Origin of the sequence: Pedobacter sp. GR22-10 (assembly GCF_026239715.1) — a bacterium.
In the GTDB taxonomy this organism is placed as follows: Bacteria; Bacteroidota; Bacteroidia; order Sphingobacteriales; family Sphingobacteriaceae; genus Pedobacter.
Genome location: NZ_JAPIVR010000004.1, coordinates 74439 through 99422 on the forward strand (window position 1 = coordinate 74439; position 24984 = coordinate 99422).

At 38.5% G+C, this 24984-nt stretch carries 21 protein-coding genes; 18 read left to right on the forward strand and 3 right to left on the reverse strand.

Annotated features, from left to right (window positions below; genetic code table 11):
- The first annotated feature begins 36 nt into the window (after window positions 1-36).
- Window positions 37-1986 carry an amino acid permease gene (locus OQX64_RS16980; protein ID WP_265819673.1) on the forward strand — a complete coding sequence of 650 codons (1950 nt, stop codon included), beginning with the start codon at window positions 37-39 and terminating at the stop codon, window positions 1984-1986.
- A 202-nt stretch (window positions 1987-2188) separates the two neighbouring features.
- Here the strand turns inward: OQX64_RS16980 and OQX64_RS16985 are convergent, their stop codons facing one another.
- On the reverse strand, window positions 2189-2341 hold the full coding sequence (locus OQX64_RS16985; RefSeq protein WP_265819674.1) for a hypothetical protein: 153 nt from the start codon (window positions 2339-2341) through the stop codon (window positions 2189-2191).
- Window positions 2341-4320: a KUP/HAK/KT family potassium transporter gene (locus OQX64_RS16990; RefSeq protein ID WP_088299365.1), complete on the reverse strand. Its 1980-nt coding sequence runs from the start codon at window positions 4318-4320 to the stop codon at window positions 2341-2343. The genes OQX64_RS16985 and OQX64_RS16990 overlap by 1 nt, the downstream gene beginning before the upstream one ends.
- A gap of 232 nt (window positions 4321-4552) precedes the next feature.
- On the opposite strand from OQX64_RS16990, the gene OQX64_RS16995 reads away from it, so the two are divergent.
- From OQX64_RS16995 to OQX64_RS17075, 17 genes are all read left to right on the forward strand, one after another.
- Complete coding sequence (locus OQX64_RS16995) at window positions 4553-5032, forward strand: T9SS type A sorting domain-containing protein (RefSeq protein ID WP_088299364.1); 480 nt, start codon at window positions 4553-4555, stop codon at window positions 5030-5032.
- A gap of 69 nt (window positions 5033-5101) precedes the next feature.
- Window positions 5102-5713: a fumarylacetoacetate hydrolase family protein gene (locus OQX64_RS17000; protein WP_088299363.1), complete on the forward strand. Its 612-nt coding sequence runs from the start codon at window positions 5102-5104 to the stop codon at window positions 5711-5713.
- Window positions 5714-5716: 3 nt separating this feature from the next.
- Window positions 5717-7450 carry a M23 family metallopeptidase gene (locus OQX64_RS17005; RefSeq protein ID WP_265819675.1) on the forward strand — a complete coding sequence of 578 codons (1734 nt, stop codon included), beginning with the start codon at window positions 5717-5719 and terminating at the stop codon, window positions 7448-7450.
- A 117-nt stretch (window positions 7451-7567) separates the two neighbouring features.
- Window positions 7568-8032 (forward strand): thioredoxin-dependent thiol peroxidase, encoded by a 465-nt coding sequence (bcp, locus tag OQX64_RS17010; RefSeq protein WP_265819676.1) that lies wholly within the window; start codon window positions 7568-7570, stop codon window positions 8030-8032.
- Between the two features lie 55 nt (window positions 8033-8087).
- Window positions 8088-8933 (forward strand): transketolase, encoded by an 846-nt coding sequence (locus OQX64_RS17015; protein ID WP_088299360.1) that lies wholly within the window; start codon window positions 8088-8090, stop codon window positions 8931-8933.
- Between the two features lie 171 nt (window positions 8934-9104).
- Entirely contained in the window at window positions 9105-10064 is a 960-nt protein-coding gene (locus OQX64_RS17020) for a transketolase family protein (RefSeq protein WP_265819677.1), read from the forward strand.
- Between the two features lie 86 nt (window positions 10065-10150).
- On the forward strand, window positions 10151-10711 hold the full coding sequence (locus OQX64_RS17025) for an RNA polymerase sigma factor (protein WP_088299358.1): 561 nt from the start codon (window positions 10151-10153) through the stop codon (window positions 10709-10711).
- Between the two features lie 33 nt (window positions 10712-10744).
- Window positions 10745-11395 carry a hypothetical protein gene (locus OQX64_RS17030; RefSeq protein WP_265819678.1) on the forward strand — a complete coding sequence of 217 codons (651 nt, stop codon included), beginning with the start codon at window positions 10745-10747 and terminating at the stop codon, window positions 11393-11395.
- A gap of 2 nt (window positions 11396-11397) precedes the next feature.
- A complete protein-coding gene (locus OQX64_RS17035) occupies window positions 11398-11838 on the forward strand; it encodes a hypothetical protein (RefSeq protein WP_088299356.1) in 441 nt (146 codons plus the stop codon).
- 66 nt (window positions 11839-11904) lie between these two features.
- A complete protein-coding gene (locus OQX64_RS17040; RefSeq protein WP_265819679.1) occupies window positions 11905-13104 on the forward strand; it encodes an aspartate aminotransferase family protein in 1200 nt (399 codons plus the stop codon).
- Window positions 13105-13185: 81 nt separating this feature from the next.
- Window positions 13186-13863, forward strand: coding sequence for a response regulator transcription factor (locus OQX64_RS17045; protein WP_088299354.1), 678 nt, complete (start codon window positions 13186-13188; stop codon window positions 13861-13863).
- Between the two features lie 285 nt (window positions 13864-14148).
- Window positions 14149-15459 (forward strand): sensor histidine kinase, encoded by a 1311-nt coding sequence (locus OQX64_RS17050; RefSeq protein ID WP_088299353.1) that lies wholly within the window; start codon window positions 14149-14151, stop codon window positions 15457-15459.
- 55 nt (window positions 15460-15514) lie between these two features.
- A complete protein-coding gene (locus OQX64_RS17055; protein ID WP_265819680.1) occupies window positions 15515-17413 on the forward strand; it encodes a 7TM diverse intracellular signaling domain-containing protein in 1899 nt (632 codons plus the stop codon).
- Between the two features lie 289 nt (window positions 17414-17702).
- Entirely contained in the window at window positions 17703-20615 is a 2913-nt protein-coding gene (locus tag OQX64_RS17060) for a SusC/RagA family TonB-linked outer membrane protein (protein WP_265819681.1), read from the forward strand.
- 11 nt (window positions 20616-20626) lie between these two features.
- Window positions 20627-22051, forward strand: coding sequence for a RagB/SusD family nutrient uptake outer membrane protein (locus OQX64_RS17065; protein ID WP_265819682.1), 1425 nt, complete (start codon window positions 20627-20629; stop codon window positions 22049-22051).
- A 97-nt stretch (window positions 22052-22148) separates the two neighbouring features.
- Window positions 22149-23591 carry a glycoside hydrolase family 30 protein gene (locus tag OQX64_RS17070; protein ID WP_265819683.1) on the forward strand — a complete coding sequence of 481 codons (1443 nt, stop codon included), beginning with the start codon at window positions 22149-22151 and terminating at the stop codon, window positions 23589-23591.
- Window positions 23592-23732: 141 nt separating this feature from the next.
- Window positions 23733-24191 (forward strand): hypothetical protein, encoded by a 459-nt coding sequence (locus tag OQX64_RS17075; RefSeq protein ID WP_265819684.1) that lies wholly within the window; start codon window positions 23733-23735, stop codon window positions 24189-24191.
- Window positions 24192-24224: 33 nt separating this feature from the next.
- Here the strand turns inward: OQX64_RS17075 and OQX64_RS17080 are convergent, their stop codons facing one another.
- Complete coding sequence (locus tag OQX64_RS17080; protein ID WP_088299347.1) at window positions 24225-24911, reverse strand: RluA family pseudouridine synthase; 687 nt, start codon at window positions 24909-24911, stop codon at window positions 24225-24227.
- Window positions 24912-24984 lie beyond the last annotated feature (73 nt).

Consider the following 24984-nt stretch of genomic DNA (forward strand, 5'->3'; position numbering starts at 1 on the left):
TTTTTTAAGTTTGAAGAATACTACAAGCAAATAAAAATGTTCGAAAAGCTATTCAGGAAGAAATCTATTTCAAAGATATTAAAGGATGCAGCAGGAGGCTATGGCGATCATGAAAATACACTTCACAAAACACTGGGGGTACGGGATTTAACCGCATTTGGTATAGCTGCGATTATAGGTGCCGGAATTTTCAGCACCATAGGCAAAGCCAGTGCAGATGGCGGACCAGCAGTAATTTTTCTATTTATTTTTACAGCCGTTGCTTGTAGTTTTGCCGCTTTTGCCTATGCAGAATTTGCATCTATGGTTCCCGTTTCAGGAAGTGCATACACTTATTCTTACGTTGCTTTCGGCGAACTGGTCGCCTGGATTATCGGCTGGTCACTGATTATGGAATACTCTATCGGAAACATCACGGTGGCAATTTCCTGGTCGGATTATTTTACGGGATTACTTTCTACCATCCGAATTCCTTTTTTGGGCATTGATGGGATCCATGTACCCGACTGGGCAACAATGGATTACTTAAGTGCCTATAACGGACACGAACATGCCGAAGCATTACGGGCAGCTGGTAAAAATATTGCTGCCCTGGATCCCGCTACCGCCTTAGCAAATAACGCATGGCTTACCGCACCCCAAATTGGAGGTTTTCACCTAGTGGCTGATCTCCCGGCATTAGGTATCATTATATTAATCACTTGGTTAATTTACAGGGGTATGAAGGAAAGCAGAAATGCCAGCAATGCCATGGTAGTGGTAAAATTAGCGGTGATTATGCTGGTACTGGCCGTTGGTATTTTCTATGTTGATACCAGAAACTGGAATCCCTTCGCACCAAACGGGGTGTCGGGAATTTTAAAAGGAGTATCGGCCGTTTTCTTTGCTTACATTGGTTTTGATGCGATTTCTACCACTGCAGAAGAATGTAAAAACCCGCAGCGTGATCTACCCCGCGGAATGATGTGGGCCATCATTATCTGCACTATTCTATATGTTGCAATTGCACTTGTACTCACCGGAATTGTAAAATCAGATACCCTTGCCGTTGGCGACCCACTGGCTTTCGTATTTGATCAGATTGATTTAAAGCTAATGAGCGGAATCATTGCCGTAAGTGCCGTTTTTGCCATGGCCAGTGTACTTTTGGTATTTCAGATGGGACAACCCCGAATCTGGATGAGTATGAGCAGGGATGGATTATTACCCAAATCATTTTCTAAAATTCACCCAAAATATAAAACACCATCCTTTGCAACCATTGTAGTAGGCTTCGTAGTCGCAGTTCCTTCACTTTTCATGAATTTAACCATCGTAACCGATCTTTGTTCTATAGGTACGTTGTTCGCATTTGTCCTGGTATGTGCCGGCGTGCTGGTATTACAAAACCGCCCTGATGTGCAGCGTGGTAAATTCAAAATCCCCTATCTTAACAGTAAATTCATTGTTCCTGTTGCGTTCATTGCTGCATTGGCCTTCGCTTTTGTTCAATTTCCAAAGGAAACCAGCGCCTTCTTTTTTAATACTCCAAAAACGGTTACTACTGTAAATTTTGTCACCTCTTTAAAGGGTGAGGAACTGCAGATGGTAAAAGAAGAAATTGTTAAGGATGCTGTGCCACAAATTATCCTTTCGGAAAAAGTAGATGCAGAATCATACCTCAGTGCTTTACCTGGTAATCGTTATGAGCAGTTTATTGCAGCATCAAAGGTTTCTTTTGATAAGAAATATGAAACAGGCTGGAGTTTGTTTAAACATAAGATCCCGATGTGGATTTTTCTGATCATCTGCGTGGTCATCTCGTATTATTGCATTACTAAAAACTTATCCCTGATTCCGGTTTTAGGATTAATCAGTTGCTTATACATGATGTGTGAACTGGGCATATCCAATTGGATTGGCTTTGGAATCTGGCTGGTTATCGGACTGATCGTTTACTTTGCATATGGATACAGGCATAGCAAACTGGCACATCCTGAAGTTTAATTTATTTCTAATAAGATACTGATGATGAGAAAGTGTCCGCTATCGGTTTACTCCTCACGAACAGGTATCATACGCCGATCTTTATCATAATGAAATCAGTTTCGGTCCGTGGAGACACATGACCGATAAAAAAATCCCCTATCGGTTGGTGCCTCACCAACCGAAAACAGGTCCTTTAGTTTTCATTGGATAGCATACGTTATTACCGCTTTTTAAACACAAAAACAGTTAATGCAATCAATCCTATTCCAGAAAGAATAAGGTAATATTCACTATGTGCTAAACCATTTACCTTAGCGGCTGGCCCGGCAATAAATAATAAAACAGCCAATACAATCAATAAGTTCCTGATCATTATACCGCTAATCTGTTCAACTCAATATCATCAGGTGTTACAAATATCAACGGAACTTTCTCTACATCTACATAACTGCTGTCCAGTCCAAAACTACGTTCTTCTGATAAACTTAACTTTTTAAGGATAAAATAATAGTCCATAATCTGGCGTTCATAGAAACTCAGTTTGGTGAATTTAGACAAGTGTTTCTCCAGCAATACAAACCTGAAATCGCCGGCAATTTTATGTTTGTTTAAAGAAGTATACTGACTGGTAATATCAATTTCCCCATTTTTAACCAGCTCTTCCACTACTTTACGATAAAGCAGGTTTACCCGTTGCTCTACCCTGAAGCCCAGTCTGAAATCAATCCGAATTAATTTACCGGGGATTAAAAACTCCACTTTGTAATCCATGGTATAAGGCTCATCCATCACGTCTACGTGAACCAGCCAATACACATCTGCCCGCTTAGGTTCCTTCTGAATAATGGAATAAATAATCTTGGATTCAATCTCCGTTTTAAAGTTTGCGCTGGTTAAATAAACCAGTTGTGAGGAATATTTCGGAACAGATTCATCACTGCTCAGTTCGCTTAAAATCGGATAATAATCTTCAATCTCCACATATTTTACAAAACGGTTTTTAATTTTTCTGGCCACAAACCAGCTCCACATAATAGTAAATAATAAAGATCCGATAAATACCGTCACCCATCCGCCGTGCACAAATTTGGTTAAGTTACTCACTAAAAATGTTCCCTCAATTACAATGTAAGTGAGGAAGAAAATTAAAATGGAATATTTAGGAAACCGCCTGCTGCGCAGATAAAAACTCACCAGAATCGTGGTCATTAACATAGCGATGGTAATGGATAAACCATAGGCTGCATCCATGCGTTCTGACTCTTTAAATAACAAAACAATTCCACAGCAACCAATCCATAACATCCAGTTGATAGAAGGAACATATAACTGGCCTTTTGAAACCGTAGGGTAAACAATCCGGATTTTTGGCCATAGGTTTAAACGTACAGCTTCTGATATCAGGGTAAATGAGCCGCTAATCAAAGCCTGAGAAGCTATAATTGCTGCCATTGTAGCCAGGATCACCATGCCGATCTGAAACTGTTCAGGCACAATCATAAAGAACGGATTCATTTTTGCGCCAGGCATGAAATTAGCGGAGTTTTGCAGAATCCAAACGCCCTGCCCCAGATAGTTAAGAATCAGGGTAAGCTTTACAAAGATCCAGCTGATCCGGATATTATTTCTTCCGCAGTGACCAAGATCAGAATATAAGGCTTCAGCCCCGGTTGTACATAAGAATACACCACCTAAAATATAAAATGCATTGTGATTGTTAGCCAATAAATGCACTGCATAATATGGATTCAAAGCCCTCAGAATACTAAAATCTTTGATGATAAAGGTAATTCCTATAACCCCTAAAATGGCAAACCACACAAACATGACCGGTCCGAATAGTTTCCCAACCAAATTGGTTCCAAATTGCTGAATGATGAACAGCATGGTTAAAATGGTTAATACGATCGGAATAACCGGGACATCAAATTTACTCGTTAAACCCTCTATAGCTGAAGTTACCGTAATACTCGGCGTAATAATTCCATCAGCCAGTAAAGCACAGCCACCAATAATAGCCGGTACCACAAGCCATTTGGCTTTTTTCCTTACCAAAGAGAAGAGTGAAAAAATACCACCTTCTCCTTTATTATCAGCCCTTAAGGTAATAATAACATATTTAATGGTGGTTTGGAGTGTCAGTGTCCATATAATGCAGGATAGTACGCCTAAAACAACATCAGTCGTAATGGCACCCGGATGGTTAATTACACCATCTTTAACCCCCAGTATGATTTTAAAAATTGCGTTAAGTGTATAGAGCGGCGATGTACCAATATCTCCAAATACGATTCCTAAACTAATCAGAACCCCACCGGCGGTTAATGCATTAACATTTTTATGATTTGACACTTTATGTTTTTTTAGTGGGGCAAAAGTAAACTATGTATAACAAATTAACAACCAAATTATTGTGTATTTTTAACACGATCCAAAATGTATATTATTGTTAAATTGTGTTAAAATATCGCTTTCAAACAAAATGTTTAATTTCTTTGTTTAAAATTAATACATTTGCTTCAGCAATTTGATGAAACTCTACACTAGGATAACGTTACTCACAAAACTTGTATGCACAGGGTGTATGGTTTTGTTGTGTAGTTTAAATTCCTGGTCGCAACAAACTGACAGCATTCATTTTAGCTTAAAAAACAAAACCAGAAAAGCCATCAGAATTCCTGAAATCAAAGCCAATATCGAACCTTACAAACCCATGTTCGGATCGTTTGGGTACTCAGGGGTTTACCATACCTACTCCAGCGTTACTAAAAGTCCGGCTGTAGCAACTAACAAAGACAAATTACTTACAGTAGTCAAAATTTATCCTAATCCTGTTGAAGATCAGTTAAATATTATTTTATCTATTGGTAAAGATGGCACCCAGACAACAATCAAAATTATTGATTTGCTGGGCAATGAAGTAGTCACCCTTGCAAACGAACGCTTAAATGCAGGAGAGCAAACCAAAAGCTTTGCAATCCCTAGCCGTTTAAATGCTGGCATTTACTTTTTAAGGGTAACCGCAGGGTCAGAAAGCCAGGTAAAGCGCATCTCAGTTTTATAAAATCATTTTCTTTTCTATTTTTGAAAAGGTATGGGCAATCTCATACTGCACACACCTTACCTTTAAGAGATGAAAATTATAGCCATCGGACGGAATTATGCCGAACATGCCAAAGAACTGAATAATCCGGTTCCCACTACTCCCGTGATTTTTATGAAGCCTGATACGGCCCTATTAAAAGACAACAAACCTTTTTATCTGCCCGATTTTTCAGATGATATCCATTATGAGCTTGAAGTAGTGCTGAAAATCTGCAAAGAAGGAAAGCATATTGCCGAAAAATTTGCTTCAAATTATTATGACGAGATTGGCCTGGGAATTGATTTTACAGCCCGGGACATCCAAAGCAAACATAAAGAAAAAGGCCTGCCCTGGGAACTGGCGAAAGGATTTGACCATTCCGCGCCGGTAAGTATCTTTTTGCCCAAAAGCGATTTTGAAGATTTATACCTGATGAACTTCGAATTGCAAATTAATGGAGAAACACGTCAGCATGGTCACACTAAAGATTTATTGTTCTCTTTCGAGAAGATTATCAGTTTTGTATCGCAGTATATCACTTTAAAAAAAGGTGATTTGATTTTTACAGGTACACCTGAAGGTGTTGGCCGTGTTCATCAGGGTGATAAATTAGCCGCATGGCTGAATGGCAAACAACTTTTAAATTTTGAAGTTAAATAAGGAATGATTAAAAAACCGATCCTGCATCTATTTAACCTCTCACTTTTTATTTGTTGTTCTATCACCGTTAATGTACTTCATGCGCAGCAGATATTCAGCAATAATAAATATCCCATTACGGATTTTCGGCAACCATTGGACATTGCACCTCCTGCCCTGGCGGGTTCATTTGGCGAACTAAGAGGCAATCACTTTCACTCGGGCGTGGATTTCAGAACCAATCAACGCGAAGGTTATCCTGTTTATGCGGTTGCAGATGGCTATATTTCCAGGTTAAGGGTTCAGAACAGTGGCTTCGGACAAGCGCTTTATATTAATCACCCGAATGGTTTCACTACCGTATATGGGCACTTACAACGTTTTGCACCAAAAATAGCTGCGATTGTAAAAAACCTGGAGTATGAGAAAAAATCATTTGAGATTGATGAATTTCCCGATGCCACATTGATTCCTGTACATAAAGGTGAAGTAATTGCCTGGTCTGGTAACCGGGGAAGCTCTGGCGGTCCGCATTTACATTTTGAAATCAGAGATACCAAAACTGAAGAAACCATTAATCCACAATTTTTCGGCATTATCATTCCAGATAATATCCCGCCTATTATTCATGGATTATACGTTTACCGTTTAAACGGCAAAACATTTAATGAATTTACACCCAAACAAGCTATTGGCATTACAGGAGCGAATGGCAATTATAAAACTGTTGCCCCTCTTAGTTTAACGGGCGAAGTTGGATTTGGGGTAGTGACTACAGACCGGCATAATGGTGCATCTGGCACCAATGGGGTGTATTCTATTCAGCTGGAAATGGATGGGAAGATGATCTATACTTCTGCGCTGGAACGTTTTGCTTTTGAAAACAGCAAGGCGATTAATTCGCATATTGACTACCCCACATACCTGAATACGAAAAGAAGTATTCAGAAAAGTTTTGTCGATCCCGGAAATCCTTTAAAAATTTACAGCGGATTGGTGAACAGCGGAAAAATTAATTTCAACGATGGCGCCGCACATCAGCTTCGGTATATCATTACAGATGCTAAAGGGAATGCGTCAATTCTACCTTTTACCGTAAATGCAGGAAGTGCACCAATTATGGCACCTATTATTCCATCAGGCATAATTTATCCCTATGGGAAAGTGAATGAATTTAATACAGAAGACATTAAAGTAGTTTTTCCAAAAGGAACCTTATATAATGATTTAAACTTTGTTTATAAAAAGCTTCCGAAGCCGGCAGGAAATGCGTGGTCTGCTGTCCATCAAATTCATAACCGTTATACCCCACTTCACATTGGGTTTGATTTATGGATTAAGGCTGATCAGCTTCCGGAGAACTTAAGGTCAAAAGCACTTATCGTCAATTCAAATGGCTCGACACAGGGAGGATCTTATGATAATGGATTCGTAAAAGCAACACCTAGAAACTTTGGAAGTTTTTACATTGCTGTTGATACCATTGCACCACGGATTTCTCCTATCAACATCATCGAAGGAAAAAGCATGTCAGGTCTATCAAGAATGAACTTCAGGATCAGTGATAATTTGTCAGGCATTAAAAGTTTTAATGGTTACCTGGATGGTAAATGGATTCTCATGGAGTTTGATGCGAAAACCGCGACGCTTTGGCACAGCTTTGATGAGCGAACCACTTCCGGTAAGCATACCTTCGAACTCGTCGTGGCCGATATGAAAGATAACACAGGAAGATACACTGTACATTTTTCCAAATAGATGGTACAAATGTTTTAAAATGTCATCTTTTAAAAGATCGCGAACAGGATACTAATTTAAACTGTTTACATTGCAGCATTAAATTTAAATATTAATCAAAATTCAATCATTTTATATATGGCAGAATTAAAAGAAGGTGATCCGGCACCAGCAATTACATCAAAGGATCAAAGCGGAAATGAAATTTCACTAAATGATTTTAAGGGTAAAATCGTAGTGCTTTACTTTTATCCCAAGGATGACACACCGGGCTGTACAGCTGAAGCATGCGATTTCAGAGACAATTATCAGGGGCTGCAAGCCAAAGGCATTGTGGTTTTAGGTGTTAGTGTAGATGATGAAAAATCACATCAAAAATTCATTACCAAGCACAACCTACCCTTTACCTTACTGGCCGATACCGAGCAGAAAATTGTAACAGATTATGGCGTATGGGCTGAAAAAAACATGTATGGAAAGAAATATATGGGCACTGTTCGTACCACATTTATTATAGATGGTGAGGGTAAAATTGCCCATATAATTAAAAAGGTTGACACTAAAAACTCAACCCAACAGGTACTCGATTTAATCAATAACTAATTATAATATAGCAAGTAAAATATTAACTTTGCTATGAACAACAACCTCGTATTTAATGAAACATACAATTAAAGAGCTAGAAGATATTGCCTCACAAATCAGAAGAGATATCGTTAGAATGGTTCACGGATGTCAATCTGGACACCCAGGCGCTTCGCTTGGATGTGCTGATTTCTTTACAGCTTTATATTTTGAAGTACTGAACCATAAAACAGATTTTACCATGGAAGGTGTTGGTGAAGATTTATTCTTCTTATCTAACGGACACATTTCTCCTGTTTGGTACAGTACACTGGCACATGCCGGCTATTTTGATAAAAGTGAACTGGCCACTTTCCGTAAGCTGGATTCCAGGTTACAGGGTCACCCAACCACACATGAGCATTTACCTGGAATCCGTATTGCATCCGGATCATTAGGTCAGGGATTATCAGTAGCCATTGGCGCTGCTTTAGCCAAAAAGTTAAATGGTGATCAATCTCATATTTTTGCCTTACTTGGTGATGGAGAATTACAGGAAGGCCAAAACTGGGAAGCAGCAATGTTTGCGCCGTTTAACAAAGTGGATCATTTAATTGCTTCTGTGGATTATAACGGACAGCAAATTGATGGCCCAACCAGTAAAGTACTTGCATTAGACGATTTACAGGCAAAATTTGAAGCGTTCGGATGGCATGTAATCAATACTGATGGTAATGATATGCAGGCTATTGTGGAAGGTTTGCATTATGCTAAAACTTTAACAGGAAAAGGTAAACCGATCTTAAATTTAATGAGTACACAAATGGGTGCAGGTGTTGATTATATGGTAGGTTCGCATAAATGGCACGGTACGGCCCCAAATGATGAGCAACTGGCCTCAGCATTGGCGCAGTTACCAGAAACTTTAGGGGACTATTAAATTAGATTTGAGACCATAGATAGGAGATTTGAGACTAATTGTCGCGTAATCTCACCTCTAAAATCTCATCTTACATATCTAAACTAGATTTGAGACAGTAGATAGGAGATTTAAGACTAATTGTCGCGTGATCTCCTATCTAAAATCTCATATCTCATATCTAAAAACAAAATGAAAAAATACACATATACAGAGAAAAAAGATACACGTTCGGGATTTGGTGCTGGCTTACATGAGGCAGGAAAGAAAAACGAAAACGTGGTTGCCTTATGTGCCGATTTAGTTGGATCGCTAAAAATGGATGCTTTTATCAAAGATTTTCCGGAACGTTTTACACAGGTGGGTATTGCAGAAGCCAATATGATTGGTATTGCAGCCGGAATGACAATTAATGGTAAGATTCCTTTTACCGGAACCTTTGCCAATTTTTCTACAGGCCGCGTTTATGATCAGATCCGTCAGTCGGTAGCTTATTCTAACAAAAATGTTAAAATCTGTGCTTCACACGCCGGATTAACTTTGGGTGAAGATGGTGCAACCCACCAGATCCTGGAAGATATCGGTTTAATGAAAATGTTGCCGGGAATGGTGGTGATTAATCCATGCGATTACAACCAGACCAAAGCCGCAACTATGGCTATCGCAGAATATGAAGGTCCTGTTTATTTACGGTTTGGCCGCCCGGTAATTCCGGTATTTACAGATCCTGATCAAAAGTTTGAGATTGGTAAAGCCTGGATGGTAAATGAAGGAACTGATGTAACCATTATTGCAACAGGCCATATGGTATGGAAAGCCATCGAAGCTGGTGAACAACTGGCTGAACTGGGCATTGATGCAGAAATCATCAACATCCATACCATTAAACCATTGGATGATGAAGCCATTTTAAAATCGGTTAAAAAAACAGGTTGCGTAGTAACCTGTGAGGAGCACAATAAATTTGGTGGTTTAGGTGAAAGTGTTGCGCGTTTATTAACGACCGAATTACCTACTCCGCAAGAATTTGTAGCTACAAATGATACTTTTGGTGAAAGTGGTACACCTGATCAGTTAATGTCTAAATACGGCTTAGATGCAGTTAACATTGTAGAAGCAGTTAAAAAGGTAATTGACAGAAAAAAAGCTTAAATTAAGTCACTCTAAAGGCACGAAGAACGCGAAGAAAAACTTGGTGGTCTTGGTGCCTTTTTAGTAATAAATACTAATATTCCTCGATGAAACCAATTGAAGATTCGCAAATTCTTGAAATGTTTGCCGTCGAGAAAACCCGCGATGAAGCTTTCAATTTACTATTAAAAAAATATCAGCAGAAAATTTACTGGCACATCAGGCGATTGGTACTCAACCATGATGACTGTGACGATTTATTACAGGAGGTATTTGTAAAGGTGTGGAAGAATATTGATAAATTTAGAAACGATTCGCAACTGTATACCTGGATTTATCGCATTGCCACAAATGAATCCATCACTTTCCTCAATAAACAAAAACTAAAAAACAATACTCCTTTGGATGAGGTTTCTGCAGAACTGGCTGAAAACCTCGTAGCTTCTTCATATTTTAATGGAGATAAATTAGAATTAAAATTGCAAAAAGCCATTCTTACCCTGCCCGAAAAGCAACGTCTGATTTTCAACATGAAATATTTTGGAGACATGAAATATGAGGAGATTTCGGAAGTACTGGGCACATCAGTTGGGGCGTTAAAAGCATCATTCCATATTGCTGCAAAAAAAATTGAAGCTTTTATTACAAATGATGAAATAGATTATTAAACCTTTTCACTCAAATTGTATCCTATATCTGTGATGAATGAAAATATAGAAAATAACGATTGGAAAAAGGATGCTCCTGTACTGGCAGCAATGCAGAAAAGCAATCCATTCAACATTCCAAACGGATATTTCGAAAGTGTAGATGACAGGGTGAAGTCTGCTATCTTCATTGATGGCTTAAATAAAGAATTAAACGGTGATGGTTTTGAGGTTCCACAAAATTATTTTGAAAACCTCACCGAACGGATTGAAACAAATATCAAGATATCAGCACTGCCAAAAGCCGAGGATTCATTTTCGGTTCCTGAACACTACTTTGACGGTTTAAAGCATAGAATTACGGAAAGAATAGCTGCCGAACAACCTAAACAAACTGCGAAAATTGTTCCTCTTTGGAGACGAAACATCTTGAAGTATGCCAGTGCAGCCTGTTTCGTTTTGATGGCGTCATTTGGTGCATATTTTTATCAAAACAATGCATCATCAATACCTTCGCAAACCCAATCTGCAGAGCTTTCGAGCGAACAACTACTATATGATATTGATGAAAGCACCATTATAGAACATTTAGAAACTCAGAATACCACATCAGCAAATAATACTTCTGCGTCAGATACAGAAATGGAAAACTATTTATTGAGCAATTTCTCTTCGAGTGATCTATCTCATGAATTAAATAACTAATAATGAAAAACTTAGTATTCAGTACCTTAATATTCCTTTTACCCCTTACGCTTTTGGCTCAAAGACCTAAAAGTGAAGAAATCGAATCGCTTAAAATAGCTTATTTTACCCAAAAACTTGATTTATCGCCAGATGAAGCAAAAATCTTCTGGCCGATTTACAATGATATGCAGAGCGAGCAAAATGCCTTACGCAAAGAACGCATGCAAAAGATGATTTCTTTCAGAAAAGTAAATGAAATAGATAATCTTACTGATGCTCAGGTTCAAAGTTTAATTACGAGCGAATTTGATTTTAAGCAAAGAGATCTTAATTTGGATAAAAAGTATTACAGTAAATTAAAAGCCAAGCTACCGATCAAAATCGTTGGAAAATTTTATCGGGCGCAGGAAGGATTTAAGCGTGAACTGCTTAATAAATTTAGAGGCGGACAGAAAAATTAGATTAAAGACTTGCAGCGATGCAGGTCTTTTTGTTTTAAAGGCTATTGTATTTCCGTACTTTTGTGCATGCTTACTCAACGTCAGTTGTTTTTACAACACAATGCACAAACCTCTCCCGAACCGCTTATGCTCGAATTTGTACGGGCAAAAGGCGTTTATATTTACGATTCATCAGACAAAAAGCATTTAGATTTAATTGCAGGTATTGGTGTGAGCAATGTTGGCCACTGTCATCCGGCTGTGGTTAAAGCCGTTCAGCAACAAGCCGAAACCTATATGCACCTGATGGTATATGGTGAATATGTGCAGACACCTCAGGTTAATTTCGCTAAAGCGCTGGCAGAGGTTCTTCCTGAAAGTTTAAGCTGCACTTATTTTCTGAACTCCGGTACCGAAGCTGTTGAAGGCGCCATGAAGTTAGCTAAACGTTATACGGGAAGAAAAGGCTTTATTGCCTGCAAAAATGCTTATCACGGCAGTACCCAAGGTGCAGAAAGTTTAATGGAAAGTGATTTCTATTCATCAGGCTATGGGCCTTTTTTACCAAATGTCGGCTTTATCAGGCATAATCATATGGCCGATTTAATTAAGATAACAGAGGAAATTGCAGCTGTTTTTATTGAACCCATCCAAGGAGAAGCTGGCATCCGCGTAGCCGACCTCGCATACATGCAGGCATTAAAAGCAAAATGCTTGGAAACAGGAACCTTGCTTATTTTTGATGAGATCCAATCAGGTTTCGGTAGAAGTGGTAAAATGTTTGCCTTCGAGCATTATAACGTTATACCCGATGTGTTGCTGCTGGCAAAAGGAATTGGTGGCGGCATGCCAATCGGTGCTTTTATCAGTTCGCTGGAAATTATGTCTGTACTATCGCATAACCCGATTTTAGGGCATATGACTACCTTTGGTGGCCATCCGGTGTGTTGCGCAGCCGGTTTGGCGACATTGAGCACTTTAGTCGACAATAACATTGTGGATGAAGTAGAAGAGAAAGGTCAATATTTTAAATCACTCCTGAAACATCGGGCAATTAAAGAAATCAGAGGAAAAGGCCTGATGCTGGCAGTTGAATTTGAAAGTTTCGAGATGAATAAGAAAATCATCGATGCCTGTATTTTAGACGGTGTACTATCCGATTGGTTTCTGCATTGCAGCAATTCGATGCGTATTGCCCCTCCCCTTATCATCACTAAAACAGAAATTGAGGAAGCCTGTAACATTATCCTTAAAAATATTAACTTAGTTCTCGAACAAAAAGCTTAAAGCGGAAAGACTAAAGTTAACAGACAAGCGATGATATTCTTCGTATAGTTTTAATACCTGATACTAAATACTGGATACTAAATGAATGTTTTAATAGTAGAAGATGAAAAAAGCCTTGCGCTTGAAATGGATGAATTTCTGAGCAAAGAAGGGTTCATAGTAGAACATGCCTGGAAAAAATCATCTGCAGAAGAGAAGATCTTCGTGAACAACTACGATTTTATTCTGCTGGATTTAGGTTTACCAGACGGCGATGGCTTTGAGGTTCTGAAACAGCTTAAAGCAATGAAAGACCGCGATGATGCCGTGATTATTTTAACAGCCAGGAGTGCGGTTGATGACCGTATCAAAGGTTTGGATGAAGGTGCTGATGATTATTTACCCAAACCTTTTTCATTAAATGAACTTTTAGCCCGCATGCATGCCATCACCAGGAGGAAACATAAACTGGAGAAAAATGAGGTTAACATTCATAACTTCCTGTTAAGCATTCAAAATCGTACTGTTTCTTTTGGAGAAGAACGCCTGAACTTAACCAAAAAAGAATTTGAAATTTTCAACTACCTCGTTTTAAATAAAAACCGTGTGGTTTCCAGAATGAGCTTAACTGAACATGTATGGGGAGATATATTAGAAGTCAATTCTGATTCTAATTTTGTTGATGTGCATGTTAAAAATTTACGTAAAAAACTGGCTGCAACCGCAAATATAGACTGGTTTGAAACGGTAAGAAGTATCGGATACAGGATTAATTGTTAAGCGAAAAGATGGTAAGGTAATAAAATTGGTTAGCAGATTAGTATTTCAAGACCGCAGAAAAAGCTTTCAATTGGCTGTTCGCAGTTTATTATGATCAGGCGATAAACTGGAGTTGAAAAGATATTAATACGATTACTAAACTTTAAATTTATACGATTAATGCCTTTTTGACGCTCAACACCTAAACAATTCTATATTTTATCAATCTGATACAACATGAATAACTAACCATTCTAAACACTAACTCTAACCTAACCTCCACATAAAACACCTAACCAACACCCCATGAAATTACAGGTTAAGTTTTCTTTATATAATGCAGTCACTAAAATTGCGATCATATTGCTTTTAGGCGCTGCCATTTTGTTTTCACTGGAAAAACTGGCCTACAATCAACTGGATAACCGACTGATCAAAAAAAAGAATAAGATTATCAAAAACCTGACCGACAGTGAGATTGATAGCTTGCTTAATAATCAGGATTCCTTTACCGATTATAACATATTAAAAGAAGAGTTTATTGTTTTACAGGATATTCCTGACAACCAAAAGGACTCGTCAGCAACTGTTTACACAGAGAGGCGTGAAATTGAAGGCAATATTGAAGTTTACCGGATTCTGAATTATAAATTCTCTTATCACACCAACTGGTATAATCTTGAAATTGGCGAAACCATGACTACATTACAGTCAATTAAAAATTCCATTCGCTTTTATACGCTCATAGTATTGGTTATTGCCCTTTTGATCACTTTAATAGCTGACTATGCCTTTTCAAATTATTTACTCAAACCTTTTTACCTGATCATCGATAAAAAAATCAATAAGGTTGATGATCCATTGCATTATAATTACCAGAATATCCCCACCACTACTGAGGATTTTAAAATGCTCGATAACAGTGTAAATACACTCATGCGAAAAATCAATACGCTTTTTGCACTCGAAAAGCAATTTATCGCAAATGTTTCACATGAATTATTAACCCCAATCTCTATTCTAAGTACCCGTTTCGAGAACATGCTGAACACACCCGAAATTCCGGTAGAGCATGAAAATAAAATCTACGCTTCCATTAAAACCCTGAACCGGCTTAAGGTGATCATTAACAGCCTGCTTTTAATTTCGAAAGTAGAAAACAATCAATATCTGAAAACGGAAGAAATAAGCCTGACACAGGAACTCAGCGACATTTATGAAGACCTGGAAGACAGAATTATAGATAAAAAAATCAAATACAGTATTAATTTAAATCATGATTACCAACTTATCGGAAATAAGGCCCTGATGCATACATTATTGATGAACATTATTAATAATGCCATTAAATATAACCGGGAAGGTGGAGAATTATCAGTTACAGGCTTACTCACCGGTCAAAAATATGTATTAACTATTTCAGACAGTGGACTAGGCATGAGCGAGGAGTTAGTGGCCAATGCTTTCGATCGTTTTAAAAGAGGAAATACAGAAGAAAACGGATTTGGCCTGGGCCTCGCCATTGTACAGAGTATAGCCAGTTTTCATAAAATTGATGTCGAAATTAAATCTGTTGAACAACAGGGCACCAGCATCTCCTTAATTTTTCAGGTATAATCTAAACAGCACTATATCTGTATCGGCCAGCTACAAATTTGTACCTTTGCATCTTATGCCTGTATCCTTTAAAAAAGCATTACTCCTGATCTTCAGTTTTTTGCTCTGTTGTGCGTCGAATTTATTTGCACAAAAAGTTGTAGCTATACAGGAATCGGTACCACAGCATATTTTTACGTTTAAAGAAATTGAAGTACTGGAAGATCCTGCCGGTCAATTCGAATTTAATCAGATCAGCAGTAAGGCATTCGAGCAACTTTTTAAGGCCAGTATTACCAGCACACCTCAAACCAAAAATCTCCATAAAACTTATTGGTTCAGGATCAAAATCAGGCAGAATGAAAAAGTAGAGAAACCCTTTTTACTGGAATTTTTTGATCAGACCATCGATCATATTACCGCATTTATTCCACAATCTGACGGCAAATATCAGGAAAAAAAGCTTGGTGATGCATATGATTTCAGCAAAAGGCTGATTAACCATAAAAATTTTGAAATTCCGATTAAAAATAAAGGAAACAGTATTCAGACCTACTATTTCAAGATCAAATCATCTCAGATTTCAGATATTATAATTGTATTACGAAGTGCGGAATGGTTCATTTCCTATGCTCTTGATGAATACTTTTACTTCGGGATTTTTTATGGCATGATTCTGGTTTTCAGCTTCTACAACCTGATTATGTACGTAGCCATCAGGCAGAAACAATATCTATATTATGTATTGTACAATCTGAGTGTAGGCTTTTTTGAAATGAGTACTGATGGTATTGCTTATCAGTACCTTTGGCCAAACGCACCGGCCTGGAATCAGGTTGCCTATGCTTTTGCACTTTGTGCCACCAGCATATTTGCTTTGCTTTTTACCAGAGAATTATTATTCATTAAATCGAAAGCACCAAAAATAAACAAGTTAATTACTGGCATAATCACCTTAAGGATTATCTTTTTTTTCTACTGTTATCTTTTCGATCAGACTTTTTTCAGTTTTAAATTTATAGAAGCTATACCGCTTTCGGTCGCTTTCTTCACCGGAATTTATATTTACAAAAATGGCTATAAACCTGCCCGCTTTTTTGTACTCGGCTATAGCTTTCTGTTTATAGGCTTTGTGCTTAAGTTCTTAATTATGTTGGGTATCAACTGGCTGAACTTTGGGGTAATCAGTTATTATAGCCTTAGTTTTTGTTTTATCATGGAAATGGTTTTCCTATCCTTCGCTATCGGCGATAAGGTGCGGATTCTGAAGTTAAAAAAAGATAAGGCTCAACAGAAAATTATTCGGCAAATGGCTGTTAATGCCACCTTAAAGGATACCATTAACCGTGAACTGGAAAGTAAGGTAGAAGAACGTACACGTGATGTTTTCCATAAATCCTTAATTATTGAGAGTAAAAACCAGGCTTTGGAAGAAGCCAATATGTTATTACAGAAGCAAGCTGAAGAAATTTCCAGGATGAATGTATTGCTGGAGCAGGATAACGAGGAGTTGCAAACCAGTGTAGAAAAAGTAACCCGTGACCGGGTAATGAATACCGAAGTAGATTTTGAAGAGTTTAGTAAAATCTATCCTGATAAAGAAACCTGCTATGAATTTTTGGCTGAGCTCAAATGGAAAAATGGCTACCACTGCAGAAAATGCAGTAATGATCATTATTTTACCGGCCATATCTTACATAGCCGACGCTGCAGTAAATGCGGTTATGAAGAATCGGTTACAACCTACACCATTTTTCACAATACAAGGATTCCCATTAATAAAGCTTTCTATATGATTTTCCTGATTTATTCATCAAAAGGAAAAATCTCTTCACATAAGCTTTCAGAGTTACTAACCATCAGACAAAGCACCTGCTGGACCTTCGGATCACGAATTAAAAAAGTGATGGAAGACCGGAAAAAAACACTTAAAAAAAGTGGCAAAAATGGTTGGAGCCAGCTGGTAATTGAATAATCAGTAGTGCTTATTGGTCACATTTTTGTTATTACTGTAAATCAGCAAAAATAATTTGACCGGTATTTAAGCGTATCAAAATCGTTCTGAAGCCGTATCCATTCCTTGCATTTAATAACTGATTATCAGGCTGAAGTGACCTGCAATAATTGCGGTACTAAAGCGTATCATTATTTACATAAACAACTACTAATCAATTACTTATATTAAAATTAACTTTTAGAATACTTGCTTTTAACATGAATTGCATTGTAACTTTACCTCATATAATATTAACAAAGCAAAAATTATGAGAAAAAAGTTTACATTGCTTATGGTATTTTTTATTGGCGCTATCTCATGGAGTATGGCACAAAACATTACCGTAACCGGCCAGGTGAAGGATCAGAAAGGTCTGCCTTTACCTGGTGTTTCCGTTAAAGTGAAAGGCTCAAACCAGGGTGCATCCACGTCAGACAACGGAACTTTTACCATTTCTACACCACAGAATGCAATACTTGAATTTTCTTTTATAGGATTCAAAGCGATAGAAGAATCCGTAAATAACAGAACCAGCATTAATGTTACCTTGTCGGATAACAATCAACAACTCAATGAAGTCGTTGTAATTGGCTATGGTACCACCACTAAAAAAGACCTGACTACTTCGGTGGTGTCAGTTTCATCAAAAGATCTAGAGAATCAGCCCATCACTAACCCGCTACAAGCTATCCAGGGTAGAGCAGCAGGTGTACAGGTAAGTTCACAATCAGGTAAACCAGGCGCAGGCATTTCCATCAGCATTAGAGGGAATACATCAATTACCGCCTCTAATAGTCCGCTTTATGTCATTGATGGAGTGACTTCCAGAGATGCGAGCTTTTTAAATGCCAACGATATCGAATCCATGACAATTTTGAAAGATGCATCTGCAGCAGCTATTTATGGTTCAAGTGGTGCGAATGGAGTGGTTTTGATTACCACTAAAAAGGGATCGGCCGGCAAATTAAAGGTGGCTTTCAATGCCTTTACGGGTTTTTCTAACTTCTGGCAAAAACAAGATGTACTCAACAGTGAGCAATATATTGGTTTGATGAAAGAATTGGGTTACACTACTTTTGGTGGAAATCAAAATACCGACTGGCAGAAAGAAACCTTTGGAACAGGAATACAAAACCAGTATCAGGCTTCTATTTCTGGCGGCATAAAAGGGGGACAGTATTATTTTTCTACAGGTTACCAGCAGGATAAAGGCGTTGTTGCCCCCGCAAAACTAGATCGTTTAACGGCCAACTTTAACGGATCACAAAACATCACCTCATGGTTAAAATTGACGGGTAATGCGGTGTTAACTTCCAGCAATTCTATTGATGTTGGTGACAACAGCAGTGTTTCTCGTGGAGGGGTTATTTTAGGCGCACTAACTACGCCTCCTACCATTGGTATTTTTGAGCCAAATGGTCAATACACCACGATCCCGAATGCGGGTGGATGGGATAATCCTTTAGCTTTGGCTTTCGGATCTAAAAACAAAACCCGTAATTTCAGATTCATCGGGGCTTTTGGTGCACAAGTTAACTTCACTAAAGATTTGTTTTTCAAATCAACGATCAGTACCAATGCTAATCGAAACTTTTACAAGTATTCTACTGACAATTTCTTAACCACCTATGGCCGTCAGGAAAGAGGCGTTTACAGAGATAACACCACTAATGACCATGTTTGGTTAAATGAAAACATTTTAAATTACACCAAAAATGTGGGTAAAAATGCTTTTACGGCAACAGGTGGCTACACCATTCAATCTTCAGATTATCAATATAAAAATAATGAGTTAACTCGTTTTTATGATGTATCCGGCAATCCAACGGCACCATCAGTAGCTTTAACAGTGCCACAAAGGGCACAATGGAGTAAACAATCTTATCTGGCCAGGGTTACTTATGCTTACGATAGCAAGTATTTATTCAGTTCAAACTTCAGGGCTGATGGCTCATCTAGATTTGCCAAAGAAAACCGTTTTGGTTACTTCCCGTCCTTTTCAGCAGGCTGGAGAATTTCTGGCGAGAACTTCATGAAAGAAAGTAGGACCATCAATGATCTAAAACTTCGTGGTAGCTGGGGTAAAGTGGGTAATGACGAAGGAATTGGCGATTATGCTTACTTAAAGCTTTATAACGTAAATGCACAGGGCGAATACAACCTTCAAAACCCTGCAAATGATAACCTATCATGGGAAAAAACCACGCAGACCAATATTGGTTTGGATTTAACCCTATTCAATAGCCGCATTACCTTCACTGCTGATGCTTATTTAAAAAAGACAAATGATCTTTTAATTAACGTGCAGTTGCCTCCATCATCAGGCTTTGGAAGTCAGGCCTATAATGTTGGTGCGATGGAAAACAAAGGTTTAGAGTTTGTTTTGTCAACGAAGAACTTTGATCGTGAGCAATTCAAATGGACTACGGATTTAAATTTTTCCATCAACCGGAATAAAGTAACCGATTTAGGTGCCACTACACAATCATTAAACTTTGCCGGCATCTACGAACGTGACGATGCTGTTCGCGTAGTAGCGGATAGGCCGTTGGGCAGCTTTTACGGTTATGTATTTACAGGTGTGAATCCGGCCAACGGAGCAGCACAATATGCAGATACCAATGGCAATGGTCTTACGGGCTCGGCAGATCCGGGCGACAGAACTTTTATTGGTTCTGCACAACCGAAATTTATTTATGGTATCACTAATAATTTAACTTATGGAAACTGGGGATTTAATTTCTTCTTCCAGGGAGTTCAGGGTAGTGAATTATTTAATGCCTCCAGAATTGATATCGAAGGTATGTTTGATTCCAAAAATCAATCAACAGCCGTATTAAACAGATGGACTACGCCAGGCCAAATCACCAATATTCCAAAAGCGTTAAGAAGTAGCTCAGAAAACTCCCTTACTTCCAGCCGTTTTGTAGAAGATGCCTCTTACCTGCGCTTAAAAACCGCAACGCTTTCATACAGTTTTAGCTCATCGGTATTGGAAAAACTAAAAATGAGCAAGCTAACTGTATTTGCTACCGGGTATAACTTATTAACTTTTACAAAATACTCAGGGCTGGACCCTGAAGTGAACATGAATTCAGCAAATGGCCCATCGATGGGTGTTGATTATGGCACTTATCCACAATCAAGAAGTTTATTGTTCGGTATTAATGTTGGATTTTAAAGATTAAGAAAATGAAATTAAAAATATATTCATTAGTGGCAACCGCAGCATTAGCGATTACTTTGCAAAGCGGATGCAAAAAAGGTTTCCTTGAAAAACAGCCTTTCAATCAAGTTACTGCAGATGTAGCCTTTACAACGGCAGCGGCAGCAGAGAAATTAATGGCCGGCGTTTATGGTGGTATGTATAACGACTATCACATTTGGGATTACATGGTTAATGGTGATGTCACGGCAGATAATTCCTATGCAGGAGGTGATAACCCTGCAAATATCCAGATTGATCTTTTCACTACCAATTCAACGAATGGCAATGTTGGCCGCGACTGGAGTGGACTTTATTCCAATATTAAAAATGCAAATGAAGTTTTGGAAAATGTTCCGAACATTCAGGATCCTACTTTGGATGCCAGTGGCAGGAGAAATCAGATTTTAGGTGAGGCTTCCACATTACGGGCTTACTTTTATTTCCACCTGGTAAGGTTATATGGAGGTGTTCCTTTGGTTTTAACCTCGCCAACCTCTTTAGAAGAGATGCAAAAACCCCGCTCTTCAGTAGAAGCAGTTTATGCGCAAATTATTAAGGATTTGGAGTTTGCCTTACCAAATGTTCGTTCCACTGCGCCCAATAAAGGCATGATCACCAAAGGGATTGTTAATGCACTTTTAGCAAAAGTTTATGCTTCAAAACCAAATCCGGATTGGAGCAAAGTACAGCAATACGCTGATGCCACGATAAATGGTGGCTATAACCTGATGGGATCTTTTGATCAGCTGTTTGATGGCGCACATAAAAACAACAGTGAATCCATCTGGGAAATGCAATACGATGGCTGGGGCGGCCCGAATGGCCGTGGAAACTGGATGACTGGCGTAATTGTAGGTACAGGCTGGAAACGCTTTTGTACGCCTACAAATGATTTAGTTGCTGCTTTTGATACAGAAGGTGATGCTATCCGCAAAAATTCAAGCATAAGCTTTAAAAACGTAAGCACAGAAGGATGGTCTGATGATTACTGGACCAAATCTAATTATCCGTTTATCAACAAATACCGCAATGATGATTTAGCGAATTCTTATATTCTTCGTCTGGCTGACATTAAATTGCTCAAAGCAGAAGCCTTAAATGAACTAAGTACATCAGGCTGGTCGGCTGCTGCTGCTCTGGTAAATGAAATCCGTCGTCGCGTAAATTTGGCCGCCACCCCGGCAAATGATCAACCATCCATGCGTCTGGCCATTGAAAAGGAACGCCGTTTAGAACTGGCTTTTGAAGGCCACCGTTGGTTTGATTTATTAAGAACAAATAGGGCAATCGCCGTTATGAATGCGCAGAAAAACGGTAATGGTGCAAACTTAAATTATAATGTTACCGCTGAGAAGTTATTGTTCCCGATTCCGCAGGCAGAAGTAGACCGAAATCCAAGCATCAAATAATTCAACACACCAAATAATCTCTAAGGTTCGGGGCCAATGTATACCGTCCCGAACCTTTTAAAAACAAAGATTTCGATTTTAAACTTTTTATCTCCCTATGAAATTCATTTACAATATTTGTTTAATGACCTGTCTGCTATTATCTGCCTGCGCCAGCAGAAATGTAAAATCAGGCAATGAAGCCAATCAACAAAACAATGCTAATTCCAAAAAAAGTGAAGTGGGTTTCTGGTTAACCAAAGGTGACCAATCTCAATTGCTTCAGAAACAAAATATCGCACTGAACTTCTCTGATGAAACCAATTCACATCCAACGATTGAAGTTGACCCGGAGACTAAATTTCAAACCATTGATGGTTTTGGTTATACCTTAACAGGTGGAAGTGCTACTTTAATTAATGCTTTGCCTGCAACGGAAAAAGATAAACTGTTGAATGAACTCTTTGCCAATACTGATCAGGCCATCCGTGTTAATTACATCAGGATCAGTATTGGTGCTTCTGATTTAAGTGCTACTCCCTTCACCTATAACGATATCGCAGAAGGCGAAACCGATGAAGCACTGGCTAAATTTTCAATTGCCAAAGAGCAGGCAGATTTAATTCCAATATTAAAGAAAATTGTAGCGATTAATCCCGCCATTAAAATTTTGGGTTCACCGTGGACAGCTCCAACCTGGATGAAAACGAATAAAAGCTTTATTGGAGGAAGTTTGAAACCGGAATATTATCAAACCTATGCCAAATACCTGGTGAAATACATCCAGGCCATGAAGGCAGAAGGTATCGTCATTGATGCCATTACTCCTCAAAACGAGCCTTTACACCCGGGGAATAATCCAAGCATGTACATGACAGCTGCTGATCAGGCAAATTTTATTAAAACAGCTTTAGGTCCGGTATTTAAAAACAGTGGTATTAAAACCAAAATCATCATCTACGATCATAATGCAGACAAACCTGAATATCCTATCACCATTTTGAACGATGCTGAGGCGAAAAAATATATAGATGGTTCTGCCTTTCACTTATATGCTGGTCCGATCACTGCTTTATCCAAAGTTCATGATGCACACCCTGATAAAAATGTTTATTTCACTGAGCAGTGGGTGGGCGGACCAAGTAATTTTGCCGAAGATTTGAAATGGCACGTATCTACACTAATTATCGGGGCAACCCGAAACTGGAGCAGAAATGTATTGGAATGGAATCTGGCTGCAGATCAAAATTATAATCCACACACAGATAAAGGTGGTTGTACATCATGTTTAGGCGCAATTACCATTGCACCTGCAATAAGTAGAAACGTAGCCTATTATGTTATTGCTCACGCCTCTAAATTTGTTCCGGCAGGATCAGTGCGAATTGCATCCAATTTGACCAATAATTTGCAGAATGTGGCTTTTAAAACTCCAGATGGGAAAGATGTGCTGATTGTATGCAATAACAATAGCTTCACTACCCATTTCAACATTAAATACAAAGGAAAAATAATAACCAGCAGCCTTGATCAGGGTACTGTTGCCACTTATGTTTGGTAAAAAACTTAGTTTAATTGTCAGGATAGCCTCGCAAATGCGGGGCTTTTCCTTTTCAGATGGCACTGAAATTATTGGTTTTAAAACCCTACACTGATTTTTCTGGCAAGGGCTTTGATATTAAAACTTTTCAAAACCTAAATCATGAGAAATATCATTCCAATACTCGCTATTTACGCATCCGCTATGCTTGCCTGCCAAAGTAACAGCACAAAATCTGTATCTACAGATATTAAAGCTACCCACACAGATACAGCTTCGAAACAATGCTTTCAATACGTTGATAAAAAAGATACAGCTTCTTTAAGCTTGGAAATCAACAACGGCAAAGTAAATGGAGCGCTGAGTTATAAGCTATTTGAAAAGGATAAAAATGATGGAACCATTACAGGCATTGTTAAAGGTGATACCATTATTGCCGATTATACTTTCCAATCAGAAGGTACAACATCAACGCGTGAGGTAGTATGGTTAAAGAAAAACGATCAGTTAGTTGAAGGATTTGGAGAGGGAGAAGAATCAAATGGTAAAATGAAATTTAAGAACCTCGCTAATCTTCGTTTTGATCAGGCAATGGTTTTCAAGCCGGTGATTTGTAAATAAATAGGCATACGATCGGATCGATAAAACCTGGTATTAAAGATTCTCAAACCTTTCCCAAAAGCCATCTACAGGCAATTTGGCAAAAATATTGACAGGTTCTTTCTTTACCGGATGCAGAAACTGGAGTCTGCGGGCGTGCAGGCAAATGCTTCCTTTTCTGCTTCCCCTAGGATAGCCATATTTATTATCTCCAACTATAGGGCATCCCATCGAAGACAACTGTACCCTGATCTGGTGCGACCGGCCGGTAAGCGGATCAACCTCAATGAGATAATAATCGCCTACTTTTGAGAGTAAACGATAAGATAATTCTGCACGTTGAGAGCCCTGAACTTCGGCTTTATAATAGGTAACCACATTTTTCTGCGGATTTTTGATCAGCCAATGAATCAATGTTCCTGATTCATTTTCAGGCTTATTTTTCGCCACTGCCCAATAAGTTTTTTTAACCTCACGATTTTTAAAGGCAGCATTCATCCGTTCCAAAGCCTTACTTGTTTTGGCGAATAAAATAACACCGCTTACCGGACGATCTAATCGATGTACAACGCCTAAAAAAGCGCCGTTGGGTTTATTATATTTCTGGGCAATGTATTTTTTTACCTGCTCATCTAACGGTTCATCACCTGTTTCATCAACCTGTACAATATCCCCCGCTCTTTTATTAATAGCGATTAAATGATTGTCTTCAAAAAGAATATCTTTATCGGTAATGGGCATAGGGAGGTTTTTTGGGTAGAGGATTAATTGCTTAATAGACTTTAGACTAAAGGCTCTGGACTATAGACTCCAA

What these genes read in the sequence shown, in the direction of transcription:
- OQX64_RS16980 (WP_265819673.1), top strand. Translation starts at nt 37, where the DNA reads ATGTTCGAAAAGCTATTCAGGAAGAAATCTATTTCAAAGATATTAAAG.
- OQX64_RS16985 (WP_265819674.1), bottom strand. Translation starts at nt 2,341, where the DNA reads ATGATCAGGAACTTATTGATTGTATTGGCTGTTTTATTATTTATTGCC.
- OQX64_RS16995 (WP_088299364.1), top strand. Translation starts at nt 4,553, where the DNA reads ATGGTTTTGTTGTGTAGTTTAAATTCCTGGTCGCAACAAACTGACAGC.
- OQX64_RS17000 (WP_088299363.1), top strand. Translation starts at nt 5,102, where the DNA reads ATGAAAATTATAGCCATCGGACGGAATTATGCCGAACATGCCAAAGAA.
- OQX64_RS17005 (WP_265819675.1), top strand. Translation starts at nt 5,717, where the DNA reads ATGATTAAAAAACCGATCCTGCATCTATTTAACCTCTCACTTTTTATT.
- bcp (WP_265819676.1), top strand. Translation starts at nt 7,568, where the DNA reads ATGGCAGAATTAAAAGAAGGTGATCCGGCACCAGCAATTACATCAAAG.
- OQX64_RS17015 (WP_088299360.1), top strand. Translation starts at nt 8,088, where the DNA reads ATGAAACATACAATTAAAGAGCTAGAAGATATTGCCTCACAAATCAGA.
- OQX64_RS17020 (WP_265819677.1), top strand. Translation starts at nt 9,105, where the DNA reads ATGAAAAAATACACATATACAGAGAAAAAAGATACACGTTCGGGATTT.
- OQX64_RS17025 (WP_088299358.1), top strand. Translation starts at nt 10,151, where the DNA reads ATGAAACCAATTGAAGATTCGCAAATTCTTGAAATGTTTGCCGTCGAG.
- OQX64_RS17030 (WP_265819678.1), top strand. Translation starts at nt 10,745, where the DNA reads ATGAATGAAAATATAGAAAATAACGATTGGAAAAAGGATGCTCCTGTA.
- OQX64_RS17035 (WP_088299356.1), top strand. Translation starts at nt 11,398, where the DNA reads ATGAAAAACTTAGTATTCAGTACCTTAATATTCCTTTTACCCCTTACG.
- OQX64_RS17040 (WP_265819679.1), top strand. Translation starts at nt 11,905, where the DNA reads ATGCTTACTCAACGTCAGTTGTTTTTACAACACAATGCACAAACCTCT.
- OQX64_RS17045 (WP_088299354.1), top strand. Translation starts at nt 13,186, where the DNA reads ATGAATGTTTTAATAGTAGAAGATGAAAAAAGCCTTGCGCTTGAAATG.
- OQX64_RS17050 (WP_088299353.1), top strand. Translation starts at nt 14,149, where the DNA reads ATGAAATTACAGGTTAAGTTTTCTTTATATAATGCAGTCACTAAAATT.
- OQX64_RS17055 (WP_265819680.1), top strand. Translation starts at nt 15,515, where the DNA reads ATGCCTGTATCCTTTAAAAAAGCATTACTCCTGATCTTCAGTTTTTTG.
- OQX64_RS17060 (WP_265819681.1), top strand. Translation starts at nt 17,703, where the DNA reads ATGAGAAAAAAGTTTACATTGCTTATGGTATTTTTTATTGGCGCTATC.
- OQX64_RS17065 (WP_265819682.1), top strand. Translation starts at nt 20,627, where the DNA reads ATGAAATTAAAAATATATTCATTAGTGGCAACCGCAGCATTAGCGATT.
- OQX64_RS17070 (WP_265819683.1), top strand. Translation starts at nt 22,149, where the DNA reads ATGAAATTCATTTACAATATTTGTTTAATGACCTGTCTGCTATTATCT.
- OQX64_RS17075 (WP_265819684.1), top strand. Translation starts at nt 23,733, where the DNA reads ATGAGAAATATCATTCCAATACTCGCTATTTACGCATCCGCTATGCTT.
- OQX64_RS17080 (WP_088299347.1), bottom strand. Translation starts at nt 24,911, where the DNA reads ATGCCCATTACCGATAAAGATATTCTTTTTGAAGACAATCATTTAATC.